The 22,367-nt window shown below is 44.6% G+C and carries 18 protein-coding genes; 5 read left to right on the top strand and 13 right to left on the bottom strand.

Translation table 11 applies throughout. The features are described from left to right. Window positions 1-94: 94 nt before the first annotated feature. Window positions 95-5,473 (top strand): AAA domain-containing protein, encoded by a 5,379-nt coding sequence (locus IS446_RS01070; RefSeq protein ID WP_203057403.1) that lies wholly within the window; start codon window positions 95-97, stop codon window positions 5,471-5,473. Window positions 5,474-5,624: 151 nt separating this feature from the next. Then, window positions 5,625-5,933: a hypothetical protein gene (locus IS446_RS01065; protein WP_203057401.1), complete on the top strand. Its 309-nt coding sequence runs from the start codon at window positions 5,625-5,627 to the stop codon at window positions 5,931-5,933. Here IS446_RS01065 and IS446_RS01060 read toward each other — a convergent pair. The 9 genes from IS446_RS01060 to IS446_RS01020 form a co-directional block, all read right to left on the bottom strand. Continuing rightward, entirely contained in the window at window positions 5,930-6,238 is a 309-nt protein-coding gene (locus IS446_RS01060; protein ID WP_203057399.1) for a hypothetical protein, read from the bottom strand. The genes IS446_RS01065 and IS446_RS01060 overlap by 4 nt on opposite strands. Before the next feature lie 87 nt (window positions 6,239-6,325). After that, entirely contained in the window at window positions 6,326-6,793 is a 468-nt protein-coding gene (locus IS446_RS01055; protein ID WP_203057397.1) for a hypothetical protein, read from the bottom strand. Window positions 6,794-6,798: 5 nt separating this feature from the next. Continuing rightward, window positions 6,799-7,395, bottom strand: coding sequence for a hypothetical protein (locus tag IS446_RS01050; protein WP_203057395.1), 597 nt, complete (start codon window positions 7,393-7,395; stop codon window positions 6,799-6,801). A gap of 81 nt (window positions 7,396-7,476) precedes the next feature. Further along, a complete protein-coding gene (locus IS446_RS01045; protein WP_203057393.1) occupies window positions 7,477-7,989 on the bottom strand; it encodes a thermonuclease family protein in 513 nt (170 codons plus the stop codon). 144 nt (window positions 7,990-8,133) lie between these two features. Further along, on the bottom strand, window positions 8,134-8,631 hold the full coding sequence (locus tag IS446_RS01040; RefSeq protein ID WP_203057383.1) for a hypothetical protein: 498 nt from the start codon (window positions 8,629-8,631) through the stop codon (window positions 8,134-8,136). A 44-nt stretch (window positions 8,632-8,675) separates the two neighbouring features. Further along, window positions 8,676-8,828: a hypothetical protein gene (locus IS446_RS01035; RefSeq protein WP_203057374.1), complete on the bottom strand. Its 153-nt coding sequence runs from the start codon at window positions 8,826-8,828 to the stop codon at window positions 8,676-8,678. A gap of 138 nt (window positions 8,829-8,966) precedes the next feature. Then, window positions 8,967-11,255 carry a DUF2357 domain-containing protein gene (locus tag IS446_RS01030; RefSeq protein WP_203057372.1) on the bottom strand — a complete coding sequence of 763 codons (2,289 nt, stop codon included), beginning with the start codon at window positions 11,253-11,255 and terminating at the stop codon, window positions 8,967-8,969. Window positions 11,256-11,257: 2 nt separating this feature from the next. Beyond that, window positions 11,258-13,117 carry an McrB family protein gene (locus IS446_RS01025; protein WP_203057370.1) on the bottom strand — a complete coding sequence of 620 codons (1,860 nt, stop codon included), beginning with the start codon at window positions 13,115-13,117 and terminating at the stop codon, window positions 11,258-11,260. A 131-nt stretch (window positions 13,118-13,248) separates the two neighbouring features. Then, window positions 13,249-13,530 (bottom strand): hypothetical protein, encoded by a 282-nt coding sequence (locus IS446_RS01020; RefSeq protein ID WP_203057368.1) that lies wholly within the window; start codon window positions 13,528-13,530, stop codon window positions 13,249-13,251. Between the two features lie 118 nt (window positions 13,531-13,648). Between IS446_RS01020 and IS446_RS01015 the strand changes: the two genes are divergently transcribed. The 3 genes from IS446_RS01015 to IS446_RS01005 all read left to right on the top strand — a co-directional run bounded on the left by IS446_RS01015 (window position 13,649) and on the right by IS446_RS01005 (window position 18,454). Continuing rightward, a complete protein-coding gene (locus IS446_RS01015) occupies window positions 13,649-17,269 on the top strand; it encodes a thrombospondin type 3 repeat-containing protein (RefSeq protein ID WP_203057366.1) in 3,621 nt (1,206 codons plus the stop codon). Between the two features lie 6 nt (window positions 17,270-17,275). Beyond that, the gene (locus IS446_RS01010) at window positions 17,276-17,977 is read left to right on the top strand and encodes a fibronectin type III domain-containing protein (RefSeq protein ID WP_203057357.1); all 702 of its coding nucleotides are present in this window, start codon (window positions 17,276-17,278) and stop codon (window positions 17,975-17,977) included. 69 nt (window positions 17,978-18,046) lie between these two features. Continuing rightward, complete coding sequence (locus tag IS446_RS01005) at window positions 18,047-18,454, top strand: hypothetical protein (RefSeq protein ID WP_203057355.1); 408 nt, start codon at window positions 18,047-18,049, stop codon at window positions 18,452-18,454. A gap of 71 nt (window positions 18,455-18,525) precedes the next feature. On the opposite strand, the gene IS446_RS01000 is transcribed toward IS446_RS01005, so the two are convergent. The 4 genes from IS446_RS01000 to IS446_RS00985 all read right to left on the bottom strand — a co-directional run bounded on the left by IS446_RS01000 (window position 18,526) and on the right by IS446_RS00985 (window position 22,170). Continuing rightward, complete coding sequence (locus tag IS446_RS01000) at window positions 18,526-18,858, bottom strand: hypothetical protein (RefSeq protein WP_203057353.1); 333 nt, start codon at window positions 18,856-18,858, stop codon at window positions 18,526-18,528. A gap of 145 nt (window positions 18,859-19,003) precedes the next feature. After that, window positions 19,004-19,375 carry a hypothetical protein gene (locus tag IS446_RS00995; protein WP_203057351.1) on the bottom strand — a complete coding sequence of 124 codons (372 nt, stop codon included), beginning with the start codon at window positions 19,373-19,375 and terminating at the stop codon, window positions 19,004-19,006. A 312-nt stretch (window positions 19,376-19,687) separates the two neighbouring features. Continuing rightward, window positions 19,688-20,542: a universal stress protein gene (locus tag IS446_RS00990; protein WP_203057348.1), complete on the bottom strand. Its 855-nt coding sequence runs from the start codon at window positions 20,540-20,542 to the stop codon at window positions 19,688-19,690. Further along, window positions 20,539-22,170, bottom strand: coding sequence for a BCCT family transporter (locus IS446_RS00985; RefSeq protein ID WP_203057346.1), 1,632 nt, complete (start codon window positions 22,168-22,170; stop codon window positions 20,539-20,541). The genes IS446_RS00990 and IS446_RS00985 overlap by 4 nt, the downstream gene beginning before the upstream one ends. Window positions 22,171-22,367 lie beyond the last annotated feature (197 nt).

Below are 22,367 nucleotides of genomic sequence, written 5' to 3'. Positions count from 1 at the left end.
GTCGAAGGTGGTAAGAGATATCACAAACGCTACCACCTATTCCAAAACCCTTTGGTTTCATGAGTTTCCGGATGATGACAGCATAGCCAACGTTGTGTTGGGCGATGAGGAGCAGACTGATGACACCTGGCTGAAAATAAAAAAACCGACCCCTCCGGCGGTGCCAAAAATTGGCGGATTACCTAAGGTTTTAGAACCTTGGATTGATAATCTTGCCCTGTTTAATGAATTTCCTGAATTGAAGATTAAGTCGGAGTTGCGAGCCACGGGCAATAGGAGAGAATTGCTAGAGGATCATCCCGAAGTTGAAGCGGCTTTTGAGGATTTCAAGGAGGGCAGGTGGCAGGATATTGCATATGATTTCGCTCAAGAGGTATTCCAGTACCTGGCAGATAGAAAGCAATACGAGATTGTAGATAAATTTTATGCCGACTTATTCAAAACGGCTAATTTGTTTGAAAAGTTTGGGGAAGAGTATGAACTCATTGTGGGCCTTGGATTACTGCACTACAAGAAAGGTCCCGATCACCACAAGATTTACAGGCCTATTCTTACTCAAAAGGCCAACCTGAGATATGAACATAAATTAGGGCGTTCTCAAATCGTTCTTGAACCCCTGTCGGAAGCGGAAATTCAGATAGAAACCGAGGCCATTAAGGATCTTGAAGAGCTTTTTCCAACGGAGCCCCTGCTTGAGGCTGAGAAACTACTTGGGAAGGCTATTGCTGATTTGGAATCGGGTGATATTTTTAAGATCCCCGAAGAAGAACTAAAGAAGTTTATAGAGCGGGTGGCTTCTGATGGGACTTATACGCATACGATTAATCTTCCACAAAGAGTCAGTGCTACTCCGGCCATAAGTTATACGCCTTCAATTATTTTACGAAAGCGCAATACGCGGAGTTATACGGCTTTTTTCGAGGGTGTTATTGCTAATCTGGAAGCTGCTGAAGACGATCTGAATATCCCGATTCTAAACGATATCATTTATAAAGATCCCAAAGTAGCAGAGGGGGGTAATCCACACTTTGATGAGGCCTTTGCCAATGCAATTGCAGATAAAACCATTTATTTTCCCCTGGAATACAACGACGAACAGCGGGAGATTATCGAGAAAGCATTGATACATGATAAGGTTTTGGTCCAAGGGCCTCCCGGAACAGGTAAGTCACACACCATTGCCAACATTATTTGTCATTTGCTGGCCGAAAATAATAAGGTTTTAGTTACGGCCTATACTAAAAGGGCGCTGGAAGTCCTAAAGGAAAAGCTCCCCGATGACTTTAAACCGCTTTCCGTGAATTTACTGGGAGGCGATAGCGATTCGGTGCTGGATTTGAAGTCTAGTGTAAGCACCATACAGGATACCATTTCAAGAGCCAGCGTTTCAGAATATAAGAAAAGCATTTTGAACCTTGAGGCTGAATTGGAGCAGTTAAAACAATCTTTGGCGCGAAAGAATAATCGATTGGTCACTCTTAAGGAAGACTCTATAAGAGAATTTTCAATCAATCAAAAGTACGAGGGTAAGCTCGCTGATATTGCCCAAACGCTGGAAAAGGAGCGGGAACAGTTTTCATGGTTTACTGACACCTACGCTAGCGATGCACCCGAAGGATTGGTTCAAAAAGTAGCTGATTTTTGGGAGTTACATAAGGAGTTAGATGCCATAGGCTTTGATAACCTGAAAAGGTCGATTCCGGAGTCCTTTCAACTGCTTACCAAAAGGCAGTTTTCCGATTATATAAAATGTAATCAGCATCTTGAGGAGGTAGATCCCGACAAGGTTGCTAATTATGATATTCCCGCTGATAAAAAGGAAGACCTGATCGAGATGCTGGAGGAATTCCGGAAGTATGTGGAACAAATTTCATCCCTGTATCTGAGTTTTAAGGATGAGGTGCTTGAAGATATTGCAAAAGGCAAATTCAAGTTATGGCAAAATAAACTTAAGGATTTACAAGAACCTTTGGATCGCCTTAAAAATCTTGAGGTTAAGGATTTTTATCGAAATACAGATATCGAATACCCTAAGGGACGAAAGCTGCTGCACCTAAAGCAAGATGCCATGAAGTTGTATCAGCATCTTAAAAAGGGGAATTCTTTTGAAGGGATAAGCTTTAAGCTGAACCGGTTATTCTGGCCTTCGGAAATTAAAGAACGGCTGTACTTTATCAAAGAGGTTAAGGTCAATGGAAGCCCCTGCGATACTACTGAAGAATTTGAGGCTGTGTTAAAGGATTTGGAGATCAAAATGGATCTTCAGGAATTAAAGGAGGCATGGTCTAAATACCCCGAAGATAAATTGCCTCATCAGGTTATAGGCTTCTTTGATGACCTCTGTGCTAAACTTAGCGCACTTCTTGAAGTGCTTAGGGAGGCCAATAAACGAAAGCAGGCAATTGAATATGCATCTGCGATTACCTTTAATACATGGAATGTAGGGGATGTAGATGAAGTTCTTTTCGCATTGGATTACAGCAATATTAAGGAGAAAAAGAAAAAGTTTGACAGCATTGTAAAAGATGTGCTTAAGTATTTAAATGAAGAGGTTGAACATGAGATCAGACATGAACTCATTAGCGCGATAAATAATTTTGATAAGGATACCTACGTGACATTGCTTGAAGAAGTGGAGGGACTTGAAGAGCACCAGGAGCAATGGGATAATTATAAGAACGACAAGGACCAAATTAAAGAACAGACACCTTCCCTAATCGGATTAATTGAAAAAGGAGCATATACACAACAATATCAGGATGAATTGGGTGATGCCATATTGCATAACCACGCCAAAAACTTTGTGGAGGACTACTCGGCTTCGAATCCGAGTGCGGTGATTGAGGGTGAGATTCGAACCATCGAGCTGAAGATAAAGGATACGATCTCCAAACTTGCTTCTATAAAATCATGGTTGGGTATTATAGAAACGGTAAGTAAAAAACCAGCATTGAGCCAAAGCCTTACCCGGTGGTCTCAGGCAGTGAGCAGAATTGGGAAGACCGGCAGAGGAAAACGTGCTTTAAGGTTCCGAAAGGAAGCTCAAAAAGAGATGCCAAAATGCCGTGAGGCTGTGCCGTGTTGGATCATGCCGCTTTATAAAGTGGTGGAAACAGTAACCCCACAACAAGGGCTGTACGATTATATTATCGTTGATGAGGCGAGTCAGCTTGGTCCCGATGCTATTTTATTGTTTTTCCTCGCTAAAAAAATAATTATTGTAGGAGACGACAAGCAAACCTCTCCGGAATATGTAGGGGTGAGTCACGATACCATGGAACCTTTTATCAAGGATCATCTCAGCGATATTCCTTATTCGAATTATTACAACGTCGATTTCAGCTTTTTTGATCATGCCCACGCTTTTTGTCGGGGAATGACCGTCTTACGGGAGCATTTTCGCTGTATGCCTGAAATTATTGAATTCTCCAACAGACACTTTTATGCCCCTGAGAATAAGCCGTTGTATGCGTTAAAACAATACAGCCAAAATCGATTAGAGCCCCTACGAAGTGTGTATTGTGAAAACGGGCATGTAACGGGATCAAGGTCGAATATTACCAACAGGCCAGAAGCACAAGCCATTGTAGATAAGATCAAAGAACTCATTGATGATGATGCCTACGAAGGGAAGACCTTTGGGGTGATCTGTTTACAGGGGAATGAGCAGGCAAAGCTTATTGATCATCTTCTCATTCAGGAAATAGGTGAGGTGGCTTATCAGGAGCGTAATATCGTTTGTGGTAATTCGGCATCCTTTCAGGGGGATGAACGCGATATCATGTTCTTAAGTCTGGTAACTGCGCATGACCATAATAGAAGGGCGCTTTCTTCAGACGCTGATAAACGAAGATTTAATGTGGCTGCGAGTCGGGCAAAGGAGCAGATGTGGTTGTTTCACTCGGTAACAATTGATCATTTAGGAAATCAGGAGGATCTACGGTATAAGTTATTACGGCATTTTATGGATGGTCCGCGGGAAGACGTGATTATTAATACTCCAATACAACAATCAGAAGAAGCACCTCCAAACCCCTTTGACAGTTGGTTTGAAGTACATGTATACAACGAAATCGTAGCTAAGGGCTATTCGGTAATCCCTCAATACAGTGTTGCCAATGGGATGTACTTTATCGACCTGGCAATAGTGTTACCTAATGGCACCAAACTGGCCGTGGAATGTGATGGCGATCGCTGGCATGGGCCGGAAAAGTATCAAAGTGACATGATGCGACAGAAGGTGCTTGAGCGTTGTGGATGGCAGTTCTTCCGGGTTCGCGGCTATGCCTTCTATGTGGACCGGGAAAAGGCCATGGCACCCCTGTGGGAATTATTGGAAAAAATCGAAAAACCCGAAGAGGGGAATTTTTTGCAAGTGGTTCAAGAGCCAAATACCGAGATCGTTTCTGACCTGAATGCATCTTTGGAGGAGCCGTCTGATGACCAGGTTGATTTGTCATCTGAAGCGAAGGAGCAATCTAAGCGAAAAGATCCTATGCAATCTCAGCCTCGCCAGGAAGATCCTACGCTTTTTGATCCGTTGAGTGCCTTTCTTGGCTCAGTGATCGAAAGGGAGGATCGTATAAAGGAGGATAAGCCAAAACCAGTAAAGAATGCCAACAAAGAAGAGCAAAGGGATCGTATTGGTGCGGGATCGATTACAGAAATAAGGTATTTTAACTACTTCGGGAATGGGAAATATAAGTTTACCCACTATGAGCATCAGGCTAAGAACGCCAGGAAGAAGATAAAGTTAAAGTCGAACTGGGAACATGGTTTTCTCTTACTGTGTTTTGAGAATGGACAAATCAACAAGGTGGCTATGAAGGCCCTATTTGAAAAGGAAGTAGGAGTTAAGAATGCCTTGTATTTAGGAAAACCAATAGGGTTAAAACGCATCTTAAGTTATAAGGCAGAGGGGGTTATCGGAATTAAGTATGCTTATCAAGGAGAGGTTTATTTTAAAACCCATAGCACAAGACTATTAGAGTCTCGTCGAACCCTCTCCCATCTGGGCGATAAAGTCGTCCACGTGTCCTTTTCTGATATAGATTATCGAAAAATAAGTAAATCTGAACAACATGGTGTCGAGAAGTTGAATTGCAATCACCTTACGGCTATGGGGTATAAAATTGATCAAGCTTACGTTAAAGATGAAATAAAATTATTGGGGCTTGACAATGAAATGGACTCATCCGAAACGAAGGGTAGTCAAAATGAACTGGAGCCCAGAGAATTGGTTGTTAAGCAAAATTGTGAAGTTAAGCTCTTTTACAAGGATTATCATAGGTGGGTAAATATAAAAATCGTAGAACGTAAATACTCTTCGAAGAAAAAGCGAGAGGGGGAGTTAAATTATGTTGCCCTTGATGCTCCGGTGGCTAAGGCGATATTAGGTAAGACCGTAGGAAGTGAAGTTTATATAGGATCAAAGAACGAACATGTAATTATTGAATCTATTATTTGTGATTGATTAATTCAATGCAGATGAGAAATGCACGCATAAGGCTTAAAACAAAAGCGTTTTTAAGCGGGTTTTTCTATTAACTTTTGGTTAGTGCAAATAAGCTGCACAGTAAATAAAGACATTTGTGATGTAATTAGTCATTTAAAACCCAATACTTATGCAAAATGCACCCGAACACGAGGAATTCATAGAATACGGAACCAATCATTTGTCACTGGACCTAGATGGAGATTTCCCCGGCGCCAGTGGCTGGGTCGGTATCAATGAGTACAAGGGCTGGTTTCTGGTAATCACTGAAGAGGAATGCTACGGTCCTTACAGCTCTTTTCGTGAAGCTTTGGATAACGATGTTTTCGACTATATCCATATGGAATTTACTACCGACTCTGACGTTTTGGATCGAGATGACGTATCAAAAATAGACTTAGAGGTTCGGGAGAGAAGTTCTAAAACCCGACTATCTTAGGGTTTGTTCTTGCTCAATGTAAACAAAGAAGAGGCAATTCCATTGGCAGCAAAAACGCCCTGATGCGTTTCCATACTCATTTCAAAAGGGATTCCAGTGTAGGGTTTAACTCCATGTCCAAATATACCGGAGTCTTTTAAGAGATGCGCACTCAATCCGGCCCACATGGCACCTATGGCAATACCCTTGTGCTTATTGATGTAGTAATAAGCCTTGTCCCAAAATGGATGATGCTCTTCAGGAAGATGATCATAGGTCTGTTGAATTAATCCAATGCCGGAACGCATAACGAATTCTACGATCAATCCAGTGATAATGGAGTGGCTAAGAATATGCCTGTGTACACCTATCCCGAGATTGAGGTCTGAATCTGGAATACCTCCTTCCAGATCCTACCCACCAGCAGAGGCAAAGAAGATCAGGACTGCTAAGACAGCCACGCAGATCATTTCGATGAGTTCTTCCTTCGACTTATTTCGTAATTCGACTAATAAGGTATTGGCACTACTGCTAATGCGATCATATTGTTTGGAGAGGTACGCTGGTGAATCGTGGAGTTTTTTATTGAGATAATTAAAGTCACTTTTGAACTCCTTGTTCCACCCATTGTTCTGGTATTTTGTGAGCTTTTCCTGAGTAACTCTGACTGTTCTTTTTGAAAAGTGAATTAACCCTTTACCTAAGCTTTTCATTGACCTGGCCTTTGATACCGCGGTGTCATGAGCAGGTTCTAAAGCCAACTTATAACATAATATGACCAAGCTCTCTTTGGTATAAGCATGCTTCAGTGCAAACTTTAATTCTTCAAAGATACGAGCGAATTCGTTTTGCTGACTTGTGGTAAGGCTTAGAGTGTTCATAACATTTAGAAATTTACCTTGCCATACCTGTTTCGTATGATCTCTTCGCCCTTTTCTGGATCATTTTTATAAAGTTTCCGGATATGCTTAATGGCAAGCTCATTCGGATTCTTCCTTTTTGTATTAAAGGTAGATTTAGTTTTCAGGTTGGGGTTTTCATTCTTGTCGTAAACTGAATTATTCAAGGCACCTGCCAAAAGATCTGGGAAATTTTTAACTACATCGTCAACCGCTTTACTTCTATTTGCTTCTTCAAGAATTCTCTCAACTGACTTCCGTGTTACTGCTCTACCTTTAACAAAGCTGGAATTTTCATAACCAGGATATGGATTTGGCTGTTGGTGACTCTTTTGATTGTTTTCTTTGAAAGTGTGATTTTGATTATCTGAAGCGGTGGTTTCCATTCGGTCAAGAATTCCTTCGGTAAATTCGTAAGCCATATAAATGGTAATAAATTGCAGGATCATAAGCCATGTGGTAAAAACCATGACAATGGTAAAAATTGATAATGCAATGATGGCTAGGTTTCGGCCGCCTCTTCCAAAAAGAGCTCCTATAAAGATGGCAGCAAAAACGCCTAATTGGAATATGATAACTTCCATGGTGGTTGATTGGGTAATGTTAATTTATGAAATGTAAGATAATACTTATTCCGTGATGCGCCATTGAGGATTTCCATAATGTCACTCATAAGACCCCCACAATCCTGCCTCATTCTCTCTCGCCTTTCTCTGAAGTTTCAGGAACAACTCCGCATACTTCACATTAGGCGGGACTGTATAAACCATTGCGTACCCTTGCTGTACCATGTGTGCATTTAAAAAAGTACCGTCTTCCAGATACACATACGCCAGGGTTCGTCCGTAGCGATCAGTTCTATCCACATCGTATTCCAGTCGGACCTTTTTTCCTTGGAGCAGTTGCTTTACATAATCGGAAGATTCTTTCCCGAATGCTTCTTTTTTTATGTTGAACATGTTTCGGGATTCCGGGGCGTCGATCCCAATAAGTCTGATCTTTTCACCTTTTTCCGTCCCATTGTCAATCCAAAAAGTGTCTCCGTCTACGAACTTTTTAATTGGGTAATATTGGTGTTCAGGACCGCTCGTGGGTTCCTGAACTGATGCCCCTGCGTTAAATTCTGAATAGGTGAGCAGGGGTAGCATGCACAGGGCAATGAAAAGAAGTGTGCGCATAATGAAAAGGTTATTGCGTATTGAATTTCCGGAAAGTTCAGGATACTGCCAAGGTTTTGTTGTGAGTTTCACTCAGTAGGCCTTAACAGTCTTGAAAATCAATTGTATCAAGATGCTATCATGTTGTTGGATGACCCTGGCATTCTAGTTCATCACTTCACATACAAACTGTACTTGTACCCTACAATCGGCACACAGTGATAAAGGGCCGCCTCTGCCGCACATATTCTCCCATGTCCATGGCGGACTACTGAAATCGGTCCATATCAGGTTTTCACCGTTTTTATGGCATTTCGGGCATGGCTTTGGGTGCTCAATACGCCCTGGTTTTTCGATAGGCCGATAGCTGTCAAACACATCCTCCCAGGGGAATTCAGGATAGTGCCTTTCATCCGGTTCAAAGGGTGGTGGGGATTTCTCGATCGGTTTAGGTGGTGATTTTGCATCAAGGTAAAAAATATAGAAAATGAGTGCGATCAGGGCCAGGATAATAATGCCTGCCCACTTTAAAAAGGTTAGTGCCAGATCGACCGGATCAAATCCGTTGATAGCAATGTGGCAGACCAAGGCGATGACCGCTATAACGATGAACAGGGAGGTGAAAACACTTAGGCCGGAAGGACGTTTTTTTGATTTACTCATGCGGTGATAGTTATTGATGTTATTGGTGCTTTTTAATGGTATGATCACGCATCCGGATCTTCCTCCAGGTTGCCATCATCACCGCCATGGGCAGCAGGGGCGTATAGGGCGTCCAGGGCGGCTGTAGGTTCCGGCGTACAGGACGTCATAATGATGGAAAGTAAGATCAGAATGATGGCATAAATAAGAACTCGCATATAACATAGATTTCATGCAAGTTTAGAAGGGAGGGCTGCAGTGTATTTGCAGGAGCAAAAGGTTAAGTAATTAACCCTTATATGATTTCTTGAAGAACGAAAGCATAATATTGAAGAGCCTTCTGGTTTGTAAACTTTTTAGTCAGTTACATGCTTCATCAATTCTGAAAGCGTGGCAGTGAATGGAAGGGCAGAACCACGGCCTGATGGGTAGTTTTTAAGGTTTTTAAAGTCCCATTCTAATCTTGAGAACTCCGGATCTAAAACCTCTTCAATTTCATAAATTAAATAATTCTCCCTGATCTTTGATTCTTCCTTAGGATACTTCTTTTTCATCATATCCCTTTTTGAGAATACCTTGGGTCCATCTCCTGAGATTCGCCACAGTTCACCCGAACGTTTATCGCCTTTGGTGTGTAATAAGAGATATTTAGCACCCAAGGTTTGCGGATTTAAACGAAGTGAACCCTTGATTAAACCTAACCGCAGATTGTAAAGTTTATTGGATTTAATCCATTGTAAATGTTCATCAGATTGATAGTACCCAACCAAAACAAAGGTTTCATCAGGAATCAGGCTGCGATTCTCATTATACGCTTCGGGGAGTGGTTCTTTTATTTCATTATTGGATGACGGTGGATTTCTATGGATATCATAGGTTCGGTAAGATACTTTTTCTCTTTGGGAGTTTCTGTTGGTGAAATGTTCAATAACCTCCAGGATAAAACTCCTTAATTCGTTGATGCCATCATCCGTTTTTGAAGGCTTGACCGGGAAGGCCCCTAAGCCGGGTATGATTTCATGAAAGCCTTTTTGACGCAGGCTTTCGTCTCCGGGGTATAGTACATAAGCCCCTCCCGTTCGGCGTATGGCGTCTTTGTATGCGTGCATCTTTAACAGGTCGGCATTCTTGTAAATACCTTGCCTATTTTCTGTTTTTTCTTCATCCAGGCGCTGATCACTGCTCTCGGGTAAAAAGTCGTGTAGATTGGCAACTTTGTATTTAGCGTCCAAATGTATGTGGGTGATGAGCTCTTGCTGTTCCGCTTCTCTTTCGGAAATTCCTTCAGGCCAAATGGACAGTGTGTAATCTGGTCTTAGGGTAGTGGTCCAGCTTCCTGCTTGGGGATATTGCTGTTTTCCACTAAAAGATCTGTTGTAGCTGAAGCGAATCTTTAATCTTCTTGAGCCCGAATTGTACAATCCTTTTAAAGCGGTTTGTTTCCCTTGTTTTAGTTCCAGATGCAGGCCATCAGAAGTTGTCTTTATCAGTTCTGAAATCGCTTTTGGTTCAATGTTGAACAGGTCTTTGAATAGTTCAAGGAGCTTAAAAAACACCCAGTATTCGTAGAGGGAGGCAATATCTTTTTTGCCCGCTTTGTAGATGTCTTCACCACCCCTCCAGATGAGTTTTGCAGCGAGATCAAACATAAGCCATGCGCGAAGCACCTCGCGATAGCCCTCCTTGCGTTGGAGTACAGGACTGTTTAGTTTTAAAGAGTGAGGTCTTGAAATTTCCTTGAATATCGAATGGTGAAGCTGTGACTCTAAATCCCGGATGAGGAGTTCCGACTCTCTTTTTAAGGGACTCCCTGGTTGCGATTTCGCGTTAATGTCAGCGCAAAACTTCAGGAAGGTTTCCAGAGCATGTTTCACAAACCTGTTTTCCGGAGTATCAACAGAATCTGTTTTCCGTATACTGGAAATGCGTTCAGGTAGCGAATTAAGTCCGTGCTCCCGTAATTGATGGGATTGGGATAGTGGCGTACGACTGCCTCCTCTTAGCAACGCTCTTATGTTGGTATTGGTGATTCTGCCTGCTCGTCGAATATCTTTTTGCTCCGCAATTTCCTGCCATTGGGTGACCGGGGAAGTGACTATGCGGTGAATGGACTCTGCAAATTCATCAGACCCTAGAATGGATTTTATAAAGGAAAATTTTTGGTAAAGTGTTTCACTGTCTTTGGTGAAATCTGTTTCAAAAGTCTGCCTGACCGGGGCATTGGCCTGAAGAAGAATGTCTGTGCATTGCTCCGTGATAAACTCCAGCATATCGCGGTAGTCATGCCTGTAATTGGCTTTGACAGACTGCACCTCAAGTTCGATATGGAGAGACCGGTTTTCTGCTTTGTGGACTACCTGTAGTCTAAGGGTTCCAACATAGATGTTAGGAGCAATTACTCCTGTATGTTTTAACCGGCTGTGAGGCTGAACTATTGGTTTTGTGCTCTCAGCGAAATGGAACTCAGGATCGTTAAAGGTGTAATCGTAAAAGTGACCTTCAATGATTTGAAATCTGGCCTCATTATACTGGTCCGCATCTGTCAATGAGTCGAAGAGGGTGTTTCGTTTTCGGGCGTCGATGATCAGGATTAAGCCCTCCTTCAGCTCATCTAAAGGTATTTCTATGCTTGATTGGGTTGTCATGATTAGGCCTCTGCGAAACTGGCGAATCCGTGATCAATTGCACTATTGTACATCCGGCTGATTTTCTCCAGGGACAATGGGTATTTAACCAAAGCTTCCTCCTGGAAGTTGAAATCTTTGTTGCCGAATATGTCTTTGGAAATATCGAGTTTTTCTGTCACACAGAATGATCCCAGGGTTTCAAGAATAGGGCATAGTTTTCTTCGCGATCCATGTAACTTAGGCAATAACTTCTGCATGATAGCAAAGTCCAGTTTCTCTTCAGTTGTAAGCGAGTTATCTACTTCTCCTAATTTTTCAATTAATCGTAATATTTCTGAGGCACTTCTATAGCCGAATTCTGCTCCTGTTTTTTTCAACTCGCCAAAAAATCTTACCAGGGTTTCATGGATGTTTTTTGCATCGGTGATAACACTTGCCTGTTTCCTGCATAGTTCCAAGAAGCTTTCGCTCATACTAGCGCCATTGCCTTGAAGCACTGATATTTCAATAGGCTTGCTGTTGCTTAGAAAGGTCATCATTTCTTCAGCTGTAACCCTGAACTCAATGGTGTTTGCACGGTCAAGTACTTTCGGGCTAAACATATTGGTAGTTTCATCAATATTTACGGTGCCAATAAGGAAGAGGTTTGGGGGTAGCTTTATAGCTGAAGGAACTCCGTTATTTACTTTTCCTTCAGCGAAAAGAGGGATGCTTTCCTTTGATTCCATAGCGCTGAGGAAGTCAGCGAAATAGCGTTCCACGTGACTCAGATTCATTTCGTCAAGGATCAGAAAGTGAGGGGTATTCGCGTTTTCAGGTTTTAAAGCCCTTAGAATGATGTCTAGCGCTCCGCTATCAGGTTTTACATACTCCTTTGGGTTGAGTGCATTAGGGTAACCGAGTAAAGGCTCCCGATTGGTCCAATCGGCTCCCACAGGAATGATTTTGTATTGATCTGAAGAAGCGCAAATCCATTGCACAAAGGATTGTGCTAGTTTGGTCTTACCCGAGCCAGAGAGTCCGGTTAGAATTACAAATGGTTTGGTCCCTAAAGATGCGACGAACCTGTTGATAAGTTTAGAACTGTAAAGCAATCCGGAATACTCTAGATCAGCTAAGAAGGAGTTGATGTCAAAAGGCATCTTCTCTTTGGGTACATGCTCTATTTTTTTTGAAACAGGTGTTTCCGAGTAAATGCTTAAAAGATGCTCAAGATCCTTTTCTAGGATTAACGGGGCAGGCAAATTTTCTACATCATAGACTTTGTAGACAAAAGAAGCACCATAGCGATCCGGAGCGCCTAGATTTTGCGTTTTAAAATAGTCTGAAATCCTTGTCGGATGAGTTAGGTTCCAGCTGTGATTGGGCTCATTAGTTTCACTTATTCCATAAGCAAGGATTAAAATACGTTGCTCCTTAAAATATAGGTAAACTGGATATATGCCGTGGCTTGTAGTGTTCGGAGGTTTTAAGAATGATATCCATGGAATTCGAGCTTTGTTTCCCTTGCCAAAGCTAACTTGCATTTTATATCCCTTCAATGTTTTGGGATAATCTTGAGTTTTTAGAATGTCTGTTTCGGTTTGTTCCAGAAAGTTGATCAAATGGGGGTAGACACTATCTTTTTTTACGATCGTAAATCCGTTTTCACGTAGTAATTGAAAGCACGGAGTTCCTTCCCCTCCTTCAAAGCTAGTGCGATCTAGCTCTTCTCCATTTGCAAAGATGTTCGCGTAAGAAACAATTAGCTTTGGAGGGAGAAGTTTACCATTGTAGAACACATCATAAGTGCTTGAATGGGCTCCTTTAGGAATGCTTTCATTTATTATTTTGTCTGCGGCTTTTTGAAGATCTACTTTTGAGATGTTGTGTGGTATCATAAGGGTCTTGGCGAAGGTTTAAAGGCTGGGGTGTTCAAATTTAGGTAATAGTTTTATTTCCTTGAGTTTTGGGCCTGTAATTTTATTTGAGAACCTTATTTAAAGATTAGAAAAAGTAGTTTAATAAGCTTCTAAGTTAATAACACCAAAACCCACACTGCCAAACTCACCATAACCACCATAAACACAGTAAACCGCACCCAATACTTAATGCGGTCACTTTTGGCTTGATCCTGTATCTGTCGTTTGATGGTTTTAAGCCGAAGCTCAGGAACGGTCTTCCGGGTGCCTTTTTTCTTTTTAGGATCCTTGAATTTCAGGGTAGCATTACTACGGCTCTCACCAAAGGTTCGGCGGTTACTGGGGCGTAAGGCCCTGTTGAATTTGGTGATCAGACTGCCGGTGGCGCTCATGACGCTGTAAGTTGATTGCGACACCAATATAGAAAATAGTAATCAAAACCTTGGCAAAAAACACTTTCTTTAGTAGATTTGATTGCCTGTGAGCCAGGCGTTTTCAGATCGACTAACCATGACCAAACACACCTGCTTCAGCCTGCTGCTCTTTCTGGCAGCTTCCTGTTTTGCCTTTGCCCAGCTTGATATCCCCGAAGGCTTTAAAACTTCTGTTTCCTGGGGCGATCATCAACACACCAGCCGCGATGAACCCTGGTTTACCGAAATAGCTCCTTCAGGTGCTATCGTCACCCTTGGCGGTACCGAACGCGATTCTACCTTTATCGACCTCCACCTCCAGAAATTCGACCCTCAGCTTAACCTCCTTTGGGAGTTCAGCTTTAGTGATCCCAATGGTATTTCTTATGATTCACCGGTTAAGCTTCTGATTGACCCTTCCGAATCTATTTATGTGGTTTCACGGGTGTCTCGAACGAACTCGGCCTGGGGGCCACTGCGGCTCTGGAAGTTCACCCCCACAGGAGAACTGCTCTGGAAGACACCACTGCAAAACCTCGATAGCTCCCTGGATTATATGTTTCATCTGAACCCTATTGAGCTATTTCTAGACAATGGCGTTATGCATATTGCAGCGATCGTCGATGGCGAGGGCCTCTATTTTTTTGAGGTGGATGCCACCTACGGACAGGTGATCTACTTCCGAAAGAAAGCGCTTGACCGCTGGTCCGGAAAGATCTATCAAATAGATCGTCACTTTTACACCTTTTACGTCACCTTCGTGGATAATGTCGAATACATCTGGCTGATAAGATCTACTACCAGGGACGATGAGCTGGAGGTGACCCTTTCCTTAGATCCCCTGCTCGAATCTAATGTCTTTATCGGTAATGGTGTAGGTAATACCACCATCTATAAAAAAGATAACGGCCATTTGCTATTGGTGACCCCAAGATCAAAGGATTATTCCCAGTCACTATCTGCGATCACCGAACTGGATGAGAGTGGGGGTATCGTGCAACAACACATCCTTACAGACACACAGCGTACAGTAGGTATTCTGGAGAGTTATACCGGTAATAATGGTGACCTTCACCTCTATACCGCTTATGACCATCCAGACCCTCAGGTGGATACCGTAATGGTCAAGAATGAAACAGTGGGTGTCGATCTGGTACCTGTTCCTGTCGACAGCCTTCTGCTTCCGCAATTGGGGTACTACCTCATGAACAACGACCACACCCTGACCCTGCAAAGCGACACTGCCCACCGCCTATTACAGGAAAACCTTCAGGAAGAAAACACCTTCCCGGTGAGCGAACTACTCTATCCGCACGATGTGATCAAACTCGATACAGACCGACTTTTGGAGGTTTCCATGTTGTTGGCTCGGAAATATGAGGATTCTGACTTTATTGGTGAACGCAATATCGTCCATACCCTCCTGTCGCCAACGGGGCCCATCCAACAGCATGAATTTAACGGGGAGGGTACCTCCCACATCAGAACCGGAGAAACGGTAGTGAAAGAAGTACCCGATGGCTATGCGGTGATGTACCATGAGTATACCGGGCCTACTTCGCTCGGTGGAGGACGTTCTAAAGCCCCTACCATTACAAAGCTCTCAGGGTACAACAAGCAGCTGGAACTCCAGTTTACTGTTGACGTTTCCCTTTCGCGTGGGAAGGCACTAGCTACCGATGTTTCGGGCAATATTTTTCTGAATACAACAGACACTCTTTATAAATATTCCCCTCAGGGCGACCTGCTTTTTAAGGTTCCCGGCGGAAGCAGTACCTATATGGGGTTTGTGGAAGGAGAGACCGATCTTTTGGTGCTCAGAGGCATGACCACCCGCGATGAATTTAACAGCGTGTTCTTTGGCCACGAACTGATCGGCTATAACCCCGAAACAGGCATGGAGACCCTCAGGAAGCAATTCCCGAAGACCCGGCCGGTAGCTTTGGGACTGGGTGCTACCGTCGATGGGTACTCTTATATTCAAAAGGAATACGACAAGGAGGTCTATGTGCTCAAGGGGAGCTCGGTGGTTGATACGGTAATGATGCCGGCAACAGACCTGACAGGATCGCTTGATGCCTCCGGAAACCTTTATTACACCTGGGAGCCCTGCTACCAATGTACCAAGTGGCTGGAGCGCTATGATCCGTTTACCGGGGAAGTATATCGCAAAGTTATCAACTATGACGATGCTCTGACCCAAGTAAGCGCTAATGGTAATGTGGTCATTAAGAAGCCTTTCCGAAATATGTGGGTGTATAACAAACAGTTTGAGTTGTTGTATACCTTTCAGTTTCCGGGCACTACCAGTGATTATTTCTTTCCTAATGGCGTGTGGTTTAACGATTATTTTGTCGGTGGCGATAACTATGGTGATAATTTTATTCTGGATGCAACAGGGAAGGTAGTGCTCCAGCTAAAAGATGAGATCTACAAGCAGGCTTTCCCCGTAGGTGACGGTAAGCTTTTGCAATATGGAGGTTTTGGTGCCTCGGTGTATACGAACTTTCATTATCAATGGCGACGCGGATTCCTAACGGAGATCGACCTGCAGGCATTTATAGACCAGCCTGATTACGACAATGATCTTGTGGCGAATGCAGAAGATAATTGTCCGTCGCTCGCCAACGGAAGTCAGGAAGATACTGATGGCGACGGTATTGGCGATGCTTGTGATCCCGATATCGACGGAGATACGATCGATAATGAGTTCGACAATTGTATGTATACCTCCAACGGCGATCAGCTCGATAATGACAATGATGGTATCGGAGATCCCTGTGATGAAGATGACGATAACGACGGTATTGCCGACGTGGACGATAATTGTCCTTTTACTCCAAACCCGGATCAGCAGGATGTTGATGGTGATGGCATTGGCGATATCTGTGATGAAGACAATGACAACGACGGAATATTGAACGAAAAAGACCAGTGTCCCAATACGCCTCCCGGAGTTACAGTAACTGCTTTCGGATGTGAGTATACAGGGCTTCCTGCCGATAATTTTACGGTGCAGTCGCTATCGGTAAGTTGTTTGGATGCTGAAGACGGAAGTATTAGCATTACAGCCGTAGCACCGCTCAATTATACGGCTACCCTGTACAGCTATGGGCAGGAACGAGCAAGTTTTGGTTTTACGGAAGCAGTGGCTTTTGAGGCCTTGTCAAAGGGAAGGTATACAGTTTGTATTACTGCGGATGAAGTGCCTGAGCTACAGCAGTGTTATGACCTGTCGGTCGCTGAACCTCACGAGCTTGCGGTACAACAAAAGGTGGTGGATCACTCCGGAAAGACATTTGCTTTTAAGGCTACGGGGGCCTCTCTCTATTATGCGGAGTGGAATGGTACCCTGTATAGCAGTGCCAATGGGGAATTTACCCTGCCCCTGGAACGCACCAATAATTACCTGAAGGTGTTTACCGATAAGAACTGTCAGGGAGTAGTCGAGGAGGTGATCTCCGTGAACGGTCATGCCGGACTCTATCCGAATCCGTCTTCCGGGAATGTAGTATACCTGGCCTCTCCGGTTACAAGAGGTGCCGGAGAGAAAGCACAGGTTGGCGTGTTTACCCTTGCAGGTGAACGCGTATTTGGATCAAGCTATGATGTTGGTGCCGATATGCCTGTTGATGTGTCCAACCTCACCCCAGGGGTTTATGTAGTAGAGATGCAGTACGATGGGGTGAAATATCGTTATAAATTGATCGTAAATTAAAAAGTCATGATGGTAAGAACTACTTTGATATTTTGTTTCGCAGCCTTATTATGGGCGTGCTCCAAAGGTGGCGATGATGAGGGCGTTTCTATTGATACGACCCCTGCAGCAGCACAATTATTGCTGCCCGAAGACGGTGCGCCCTGTGAGCCCGGAGCTATTATTGACAATAGCTTTTGTGAGGTTGATTTCGAATGGAAATCGGCTAAGAATGCAGAGACTTATACCCTTTACCTTACAGATGAATTGTCTCGTGATGCCTATTCCTTTAATACTACCGATACGCGTATGACTCTTACCCTGAAAAGGGGTACACCTTACCGGTGGTATGTGGAGACTTCGAATAAAGAGCATCTCAGTACCCCAAAAAGTGCGGTATGGGTATTCTATACCCAGGGGAAGCAGGTGAGTAATTACGCTCCCTTTCCTGCAACATTGGTATTTCCGGAAATGGGGCAGGTCGTTGATGGGCCTTCATTGACCTTGCAATGGGAAGGTCGCGATGTGGAAACCCCCACAGCAGACCTTAATTACGAGGTGTTTCTGGGATTAGATGCTTCAGAACAACCCCGGTTGATCGCCACAAAAGAGCAGGAGGCTGTAGTAAACAACCTGGTACAGGATACGGTGTATTATTGGAAGGTAAGAACACAAGATGCCAACAATCAGTTCTCGGAGACAGTGCTTCATCAGTTCAGAGTGAATTAAGAAACCTTCCGAGCAACACATAAAAATCTAAAAATCAGTAAATTGCATAAAATTTAAATGATGAAAGCAATGAAACTATTCGGAATGCTGTTGCTGTTTTTATTTGTGATTCCTTCGGTGCACGCCCAGGACGGAAACTGGAAAAAACTGGCCGAGAAGAGTGTGGCCTTTAAAAGTGAAACCGATAAGGTGAGCCTTACCGGAAAGGAGCGTACCGCGAACTGGATCCGCATTAAGTGCATTCAGGGTACTGTGCAGATCAAAGAGTTGACCATCAAGATGGAAGGGGGCGAAAGCAAGACCTTTAATCCCGCCACCGGACTGCTCACCAAAGGCATGGCTACCGTGCCCTTTGCCGTACCCGGAAAAAAGGATGAGAAGGTGAAGTCCATCGAAATGAAATACGATTCCAAAGGCAGTATCGTCACCAACAAACGCGCCAAGGTTGAGGTGCAGGGGAAGTTGGATAAGGATTAGTTAGTAGGGAGCCAACCTGCGCTAAAGCTACGGTTGGTTAAATAGGGAGTAGGGAGTAGTCAGTGGGTGATCTATGGTTTTATAAAGTGTAACCATTTGATCTTTTGCTCTTCAGTAAGCGTGCCTTGTTCCCATTGTTCCTTGAGGGCTTTTTCAATAACTTCAGCTACATCCTTCCTTAGTTCTCCCGGACACTCAGGGACATGTTCAAAAGGGTTCGAGGTAAAGCCTACCGTTTGCCACATACTGGCAAAGGTCGCGCAAACAGCATAGTTACCCGTGTAATAGTTTTTTTCATTCCAGATGTTGCATTGTGCCCAGTATTGTTTGTGAAGGCCCAATACGATCCTTTGAAATTCGATATAATCATTTCCCTTTCTAAGGAGGAGAATGGTTTTGTTCAAGCGTTGGTGTTCAGGGGGGTGTTCTTGAAGTATTGTATTTGGTATGTTGCTTCTTCCTTTAGGCTATGAATTGAGCCGGGTAAACTAGGGCAAGCAAAGTATTTTGTCGTGATCTGAGGTGGTCCACACTTCACACATCACCTTCTTAATGCACCTTATAACTAAAGGCATTGACCTCATCTGCCACCGTGCTGTACAAACATTGCGTCCAGCGCTCTACCAAAAACACATTTAGCTCCCGCAATTGCTCTTTTTCGCGGAATTCCACTCTCAGAAAATCGTTCACCGCCTCCGGAAGGGCTTGTCCGCTACCCGGAAAATATTGAAAGGGATCACATTCGAATGATGCCCACAGGCTCTCGAAAGAGGCGTGAAGAAAATCGGGCTCCGGGCGGGGTACTTCGGTGTCTCCGTTTTGATCGTAAACGTAGTAGTAACAAAGTTCTTTGATCTCGATCTGGGCGATGCCCAGGGTGCCGCCTTCGGTAAGTAGGGTTAAGATCTTTTTAGGTTTCATGGTTCTATTGATTTCTCAATGGTTACTTATGGGTTGGTGCTGTGTGCTTTTGGGATTCACACGCAGGGCAATATAGAGATGATTTTCGCAATTTCCTTACGGGTTTCCGTAGAAACGGGTAGACAGGTAGGAAGGTAAACGAGTAGACCGGTAGATGGATAAGCAGTTGCGAAGTGCCGGAAATAGCATTGCTTTTAGCCTACAGCCTACAGCCTACAGCCTACAGCCTACAGCCTACAGCCCTTTTGCAATTCAGCATCAGATCTACTGTCGTTGTCTTTACTCCTTCATCTTTCCTCTTGGTTCTTTCCTCTATTTAACCACCCACAACGGAAACGGCAACTTCGTTCTAAATAGCTCATCGGTTACACTACCTACGAGCAGGGAGGAGAAGACATTGCTTCCCTTGTCGGCGGTGACGAGGAGGGCCGAGCCGTCGCGCAGTGCCATCTCTGTGAGTTTTTCAGGGATGGTGGCATTACGGCCTCTGATGATCTTTTTACTGATATCCGGAAAGGGGGAGCGCGCCAGGAACTTGTCGAATTTCTGGTTGATGTGTTTTTCGATCTTGGGCACCATTTCTTCCTTGTCTAAATAAGGGGAGAATTGTACCGGTACGTGGTATATGTGGGCCGCCACCACATTGGTATTCATCTTGTCGTGCAGCAAATGCAGCCTGCTGAAGATCTTTCGCGAGGCCGGAGAGAAATCGGTTCCCGCCCATACCTTGTCCAGCCTGAGCTCGGGGTGCTGGGGAATCACCAGGATGTCGCACTTGAGGGTGCGCAAGAGCTTGTCGGAAATGATGCCCGTACCCATGTGTTTGTCCTTATGGCCAATGAGCACCAGGTCGATCATATTGCTCTGGGCTACGTAATTGATGAGGGTCTCTGTATACGGGTCTTCGGCGATGAGCACCTCCGTTTTGGCATCAGCTTTAAAGTGCTGCGCTACCTTCTCGTCGAGCTCATCACTAATGATCTGCTCCAGGTCGATATCTGCGAGCTGCTCCCTGAAGAGGTCGGAGATCTCAAACTTTTTCATATTGTGCACAAAATACACCTCTTCGACTCCCAGGTTATTGGAGAGGAAGGAGGCGTAATCGATCAGGTCGATATCGATCTCGGAGAGGTCGAGGGCTACGAGTATTTTCTTGATGCTTTTCATTGGGCTTCAGTTTTTTTAGTTTCGGGATTCCTGCGTTTGGCCATGAGGTCGGATACGATCTTCTCGTAATTATCCATGGTCTTCTTCGATTGTTTCTCCTGCTGTTTGAGCCAGTCTTCCTTCAGTCCCTTATAGAGGGAGTAACACATGATGAGCAGGATGATCGTAAAGGGTAACCCTGTAATGATCGATGCGGTTTGCAGGGCGAGGAGTCCGCCTCCGCCCAGCAGTACTGCAGCAATACTTCCCTCGGTCAGGGCCCAGAAGATTCGCTGTCCTACAGGGGCGTCGATCTTACCTCCCGAGGTGAGGTTGTCTACCACGAGGGATCCGGAGTCGGAAGAGGTGATAAAGAATCCGGCGATGAGTAAGATGGCCACGATGTTGATCACGGCGGCCATCGGATAGTCTTCGAAGAATACGAACAGGGCGGTGGCAATATCATTGTCGATCGCGGTGGCTAGTTTTTCTTTCCCGCCCATGATCTGCTTGATGGCAGCACTACCAAAGGTCGACATCCAGAAAAAAGTCACCAGCGAAGGGGCCAGCAATACCCCGAGGATGAATTCGCGAACGGTACGTCCCTTGGAGATCCGGGCGATGAACATCCCGACGAAGGGCGACCACCCGATCCACCAACCCCAATAGAGTACGGTCCAGAAATTCTGCCAGTTGCCCCCGGTATAGGTTTCACTCCACGTGGCCAGGTGAACAAAGTTGAAGATATAGCTACCGGTATTTTCGATAAAGGCGCGAAAGATAAACACCGTTGGCCCCAGGATGAGTGCCAGTACCAGCAGGAGGATCGCAATACGCATATTCCACTCACTGAGCACCTTTACCCCTTTATCGACCCCGAGCACTACCGAGACCGTGGCGATCAGGGTGATGCAGCCGATCAGGATGATCTGTGTCAGGGTGCCGGAGGGAATTCCGAAAACGAAATTGAGTCCGGTGGCGATCTGTTGTACGCCATACCCCAGGGAGGTTGCCAATCCGAAAACGGTAGCCAGTACCGCAAAGATATCGATAGCATCCCCGATCTTTCCGTAGATGCGGTCGCCCAGGAAGGGATAAAAGATCGATCGCACAGTAAGGGGGAGTCCGCGGGTAAAGGTGAAATACGACATAGCGAGTCCCACCAGGGCGTAAACGGCCCACGGATGGAGACCGTAGTGGAGGAAGGTGAAATTCATCGCCTCGGTCGCTGCTTCGGCGGTTTGCGGTACAGCAGTGGGCGGATTGTTAAAGTGCATGACGGGTTCTCCCACCCCGAAAAACAGGAGTCCGATACCCATCCCCGCACTAAAGAGCATGGCGAACCAGGAGGTGGTGGTGAACTCGGGTTTGGCCAAAGGCCCTCCGATGCGCATGCCGCCAAACTTCCCGAAGGCGAGGTAGAGGAGGAAGATCAGGATAATGTTTACCGCCAGGATAAAGAACCAGTCGGCATTGGTGGATACCACATCCTGAAGGTCGGTAAAAAAGGCTTCGGCCGATTCCCGGAACACCAGGGTGAGGACAATACTGATAATAATGAAAATGGATGAGGTGAAGAATACGGGTCCGTTGACATCGAGGCCGAACACGGATTTCTTTTCGTCACTACGTACTACTTTTTTAGCCATGATAACGCGATTGATTGCTTTTGAAGAAAAAGCGTTGGTTACATTTTTTATGTAAAAGCGATAAGGAGGCTACTAAAGGCGCCGGATGGATGGCGCAGTGAGATCGATGGAAACGACCCCGACGTGATGAGGGTAAAACTTTGAGAATAAGCAAGTTGTGGATTTTTATGCGAAATTCCAAAGGAATCGGATGTTCT

It is taken from the genome of Robertkochia sediminum, assembly GCF_016786255.1.
GTDB lineage: Bacteria > Bacteroidota > Bacteroidia > Flavobacteriales > Flavobacteriaceae > Robertkochia > Robertkochia sediminum.
Note: the sequence above shows the minus strand (reverse complement) of the source record. Positions and strands in the feature narration are given on the sequence as shown.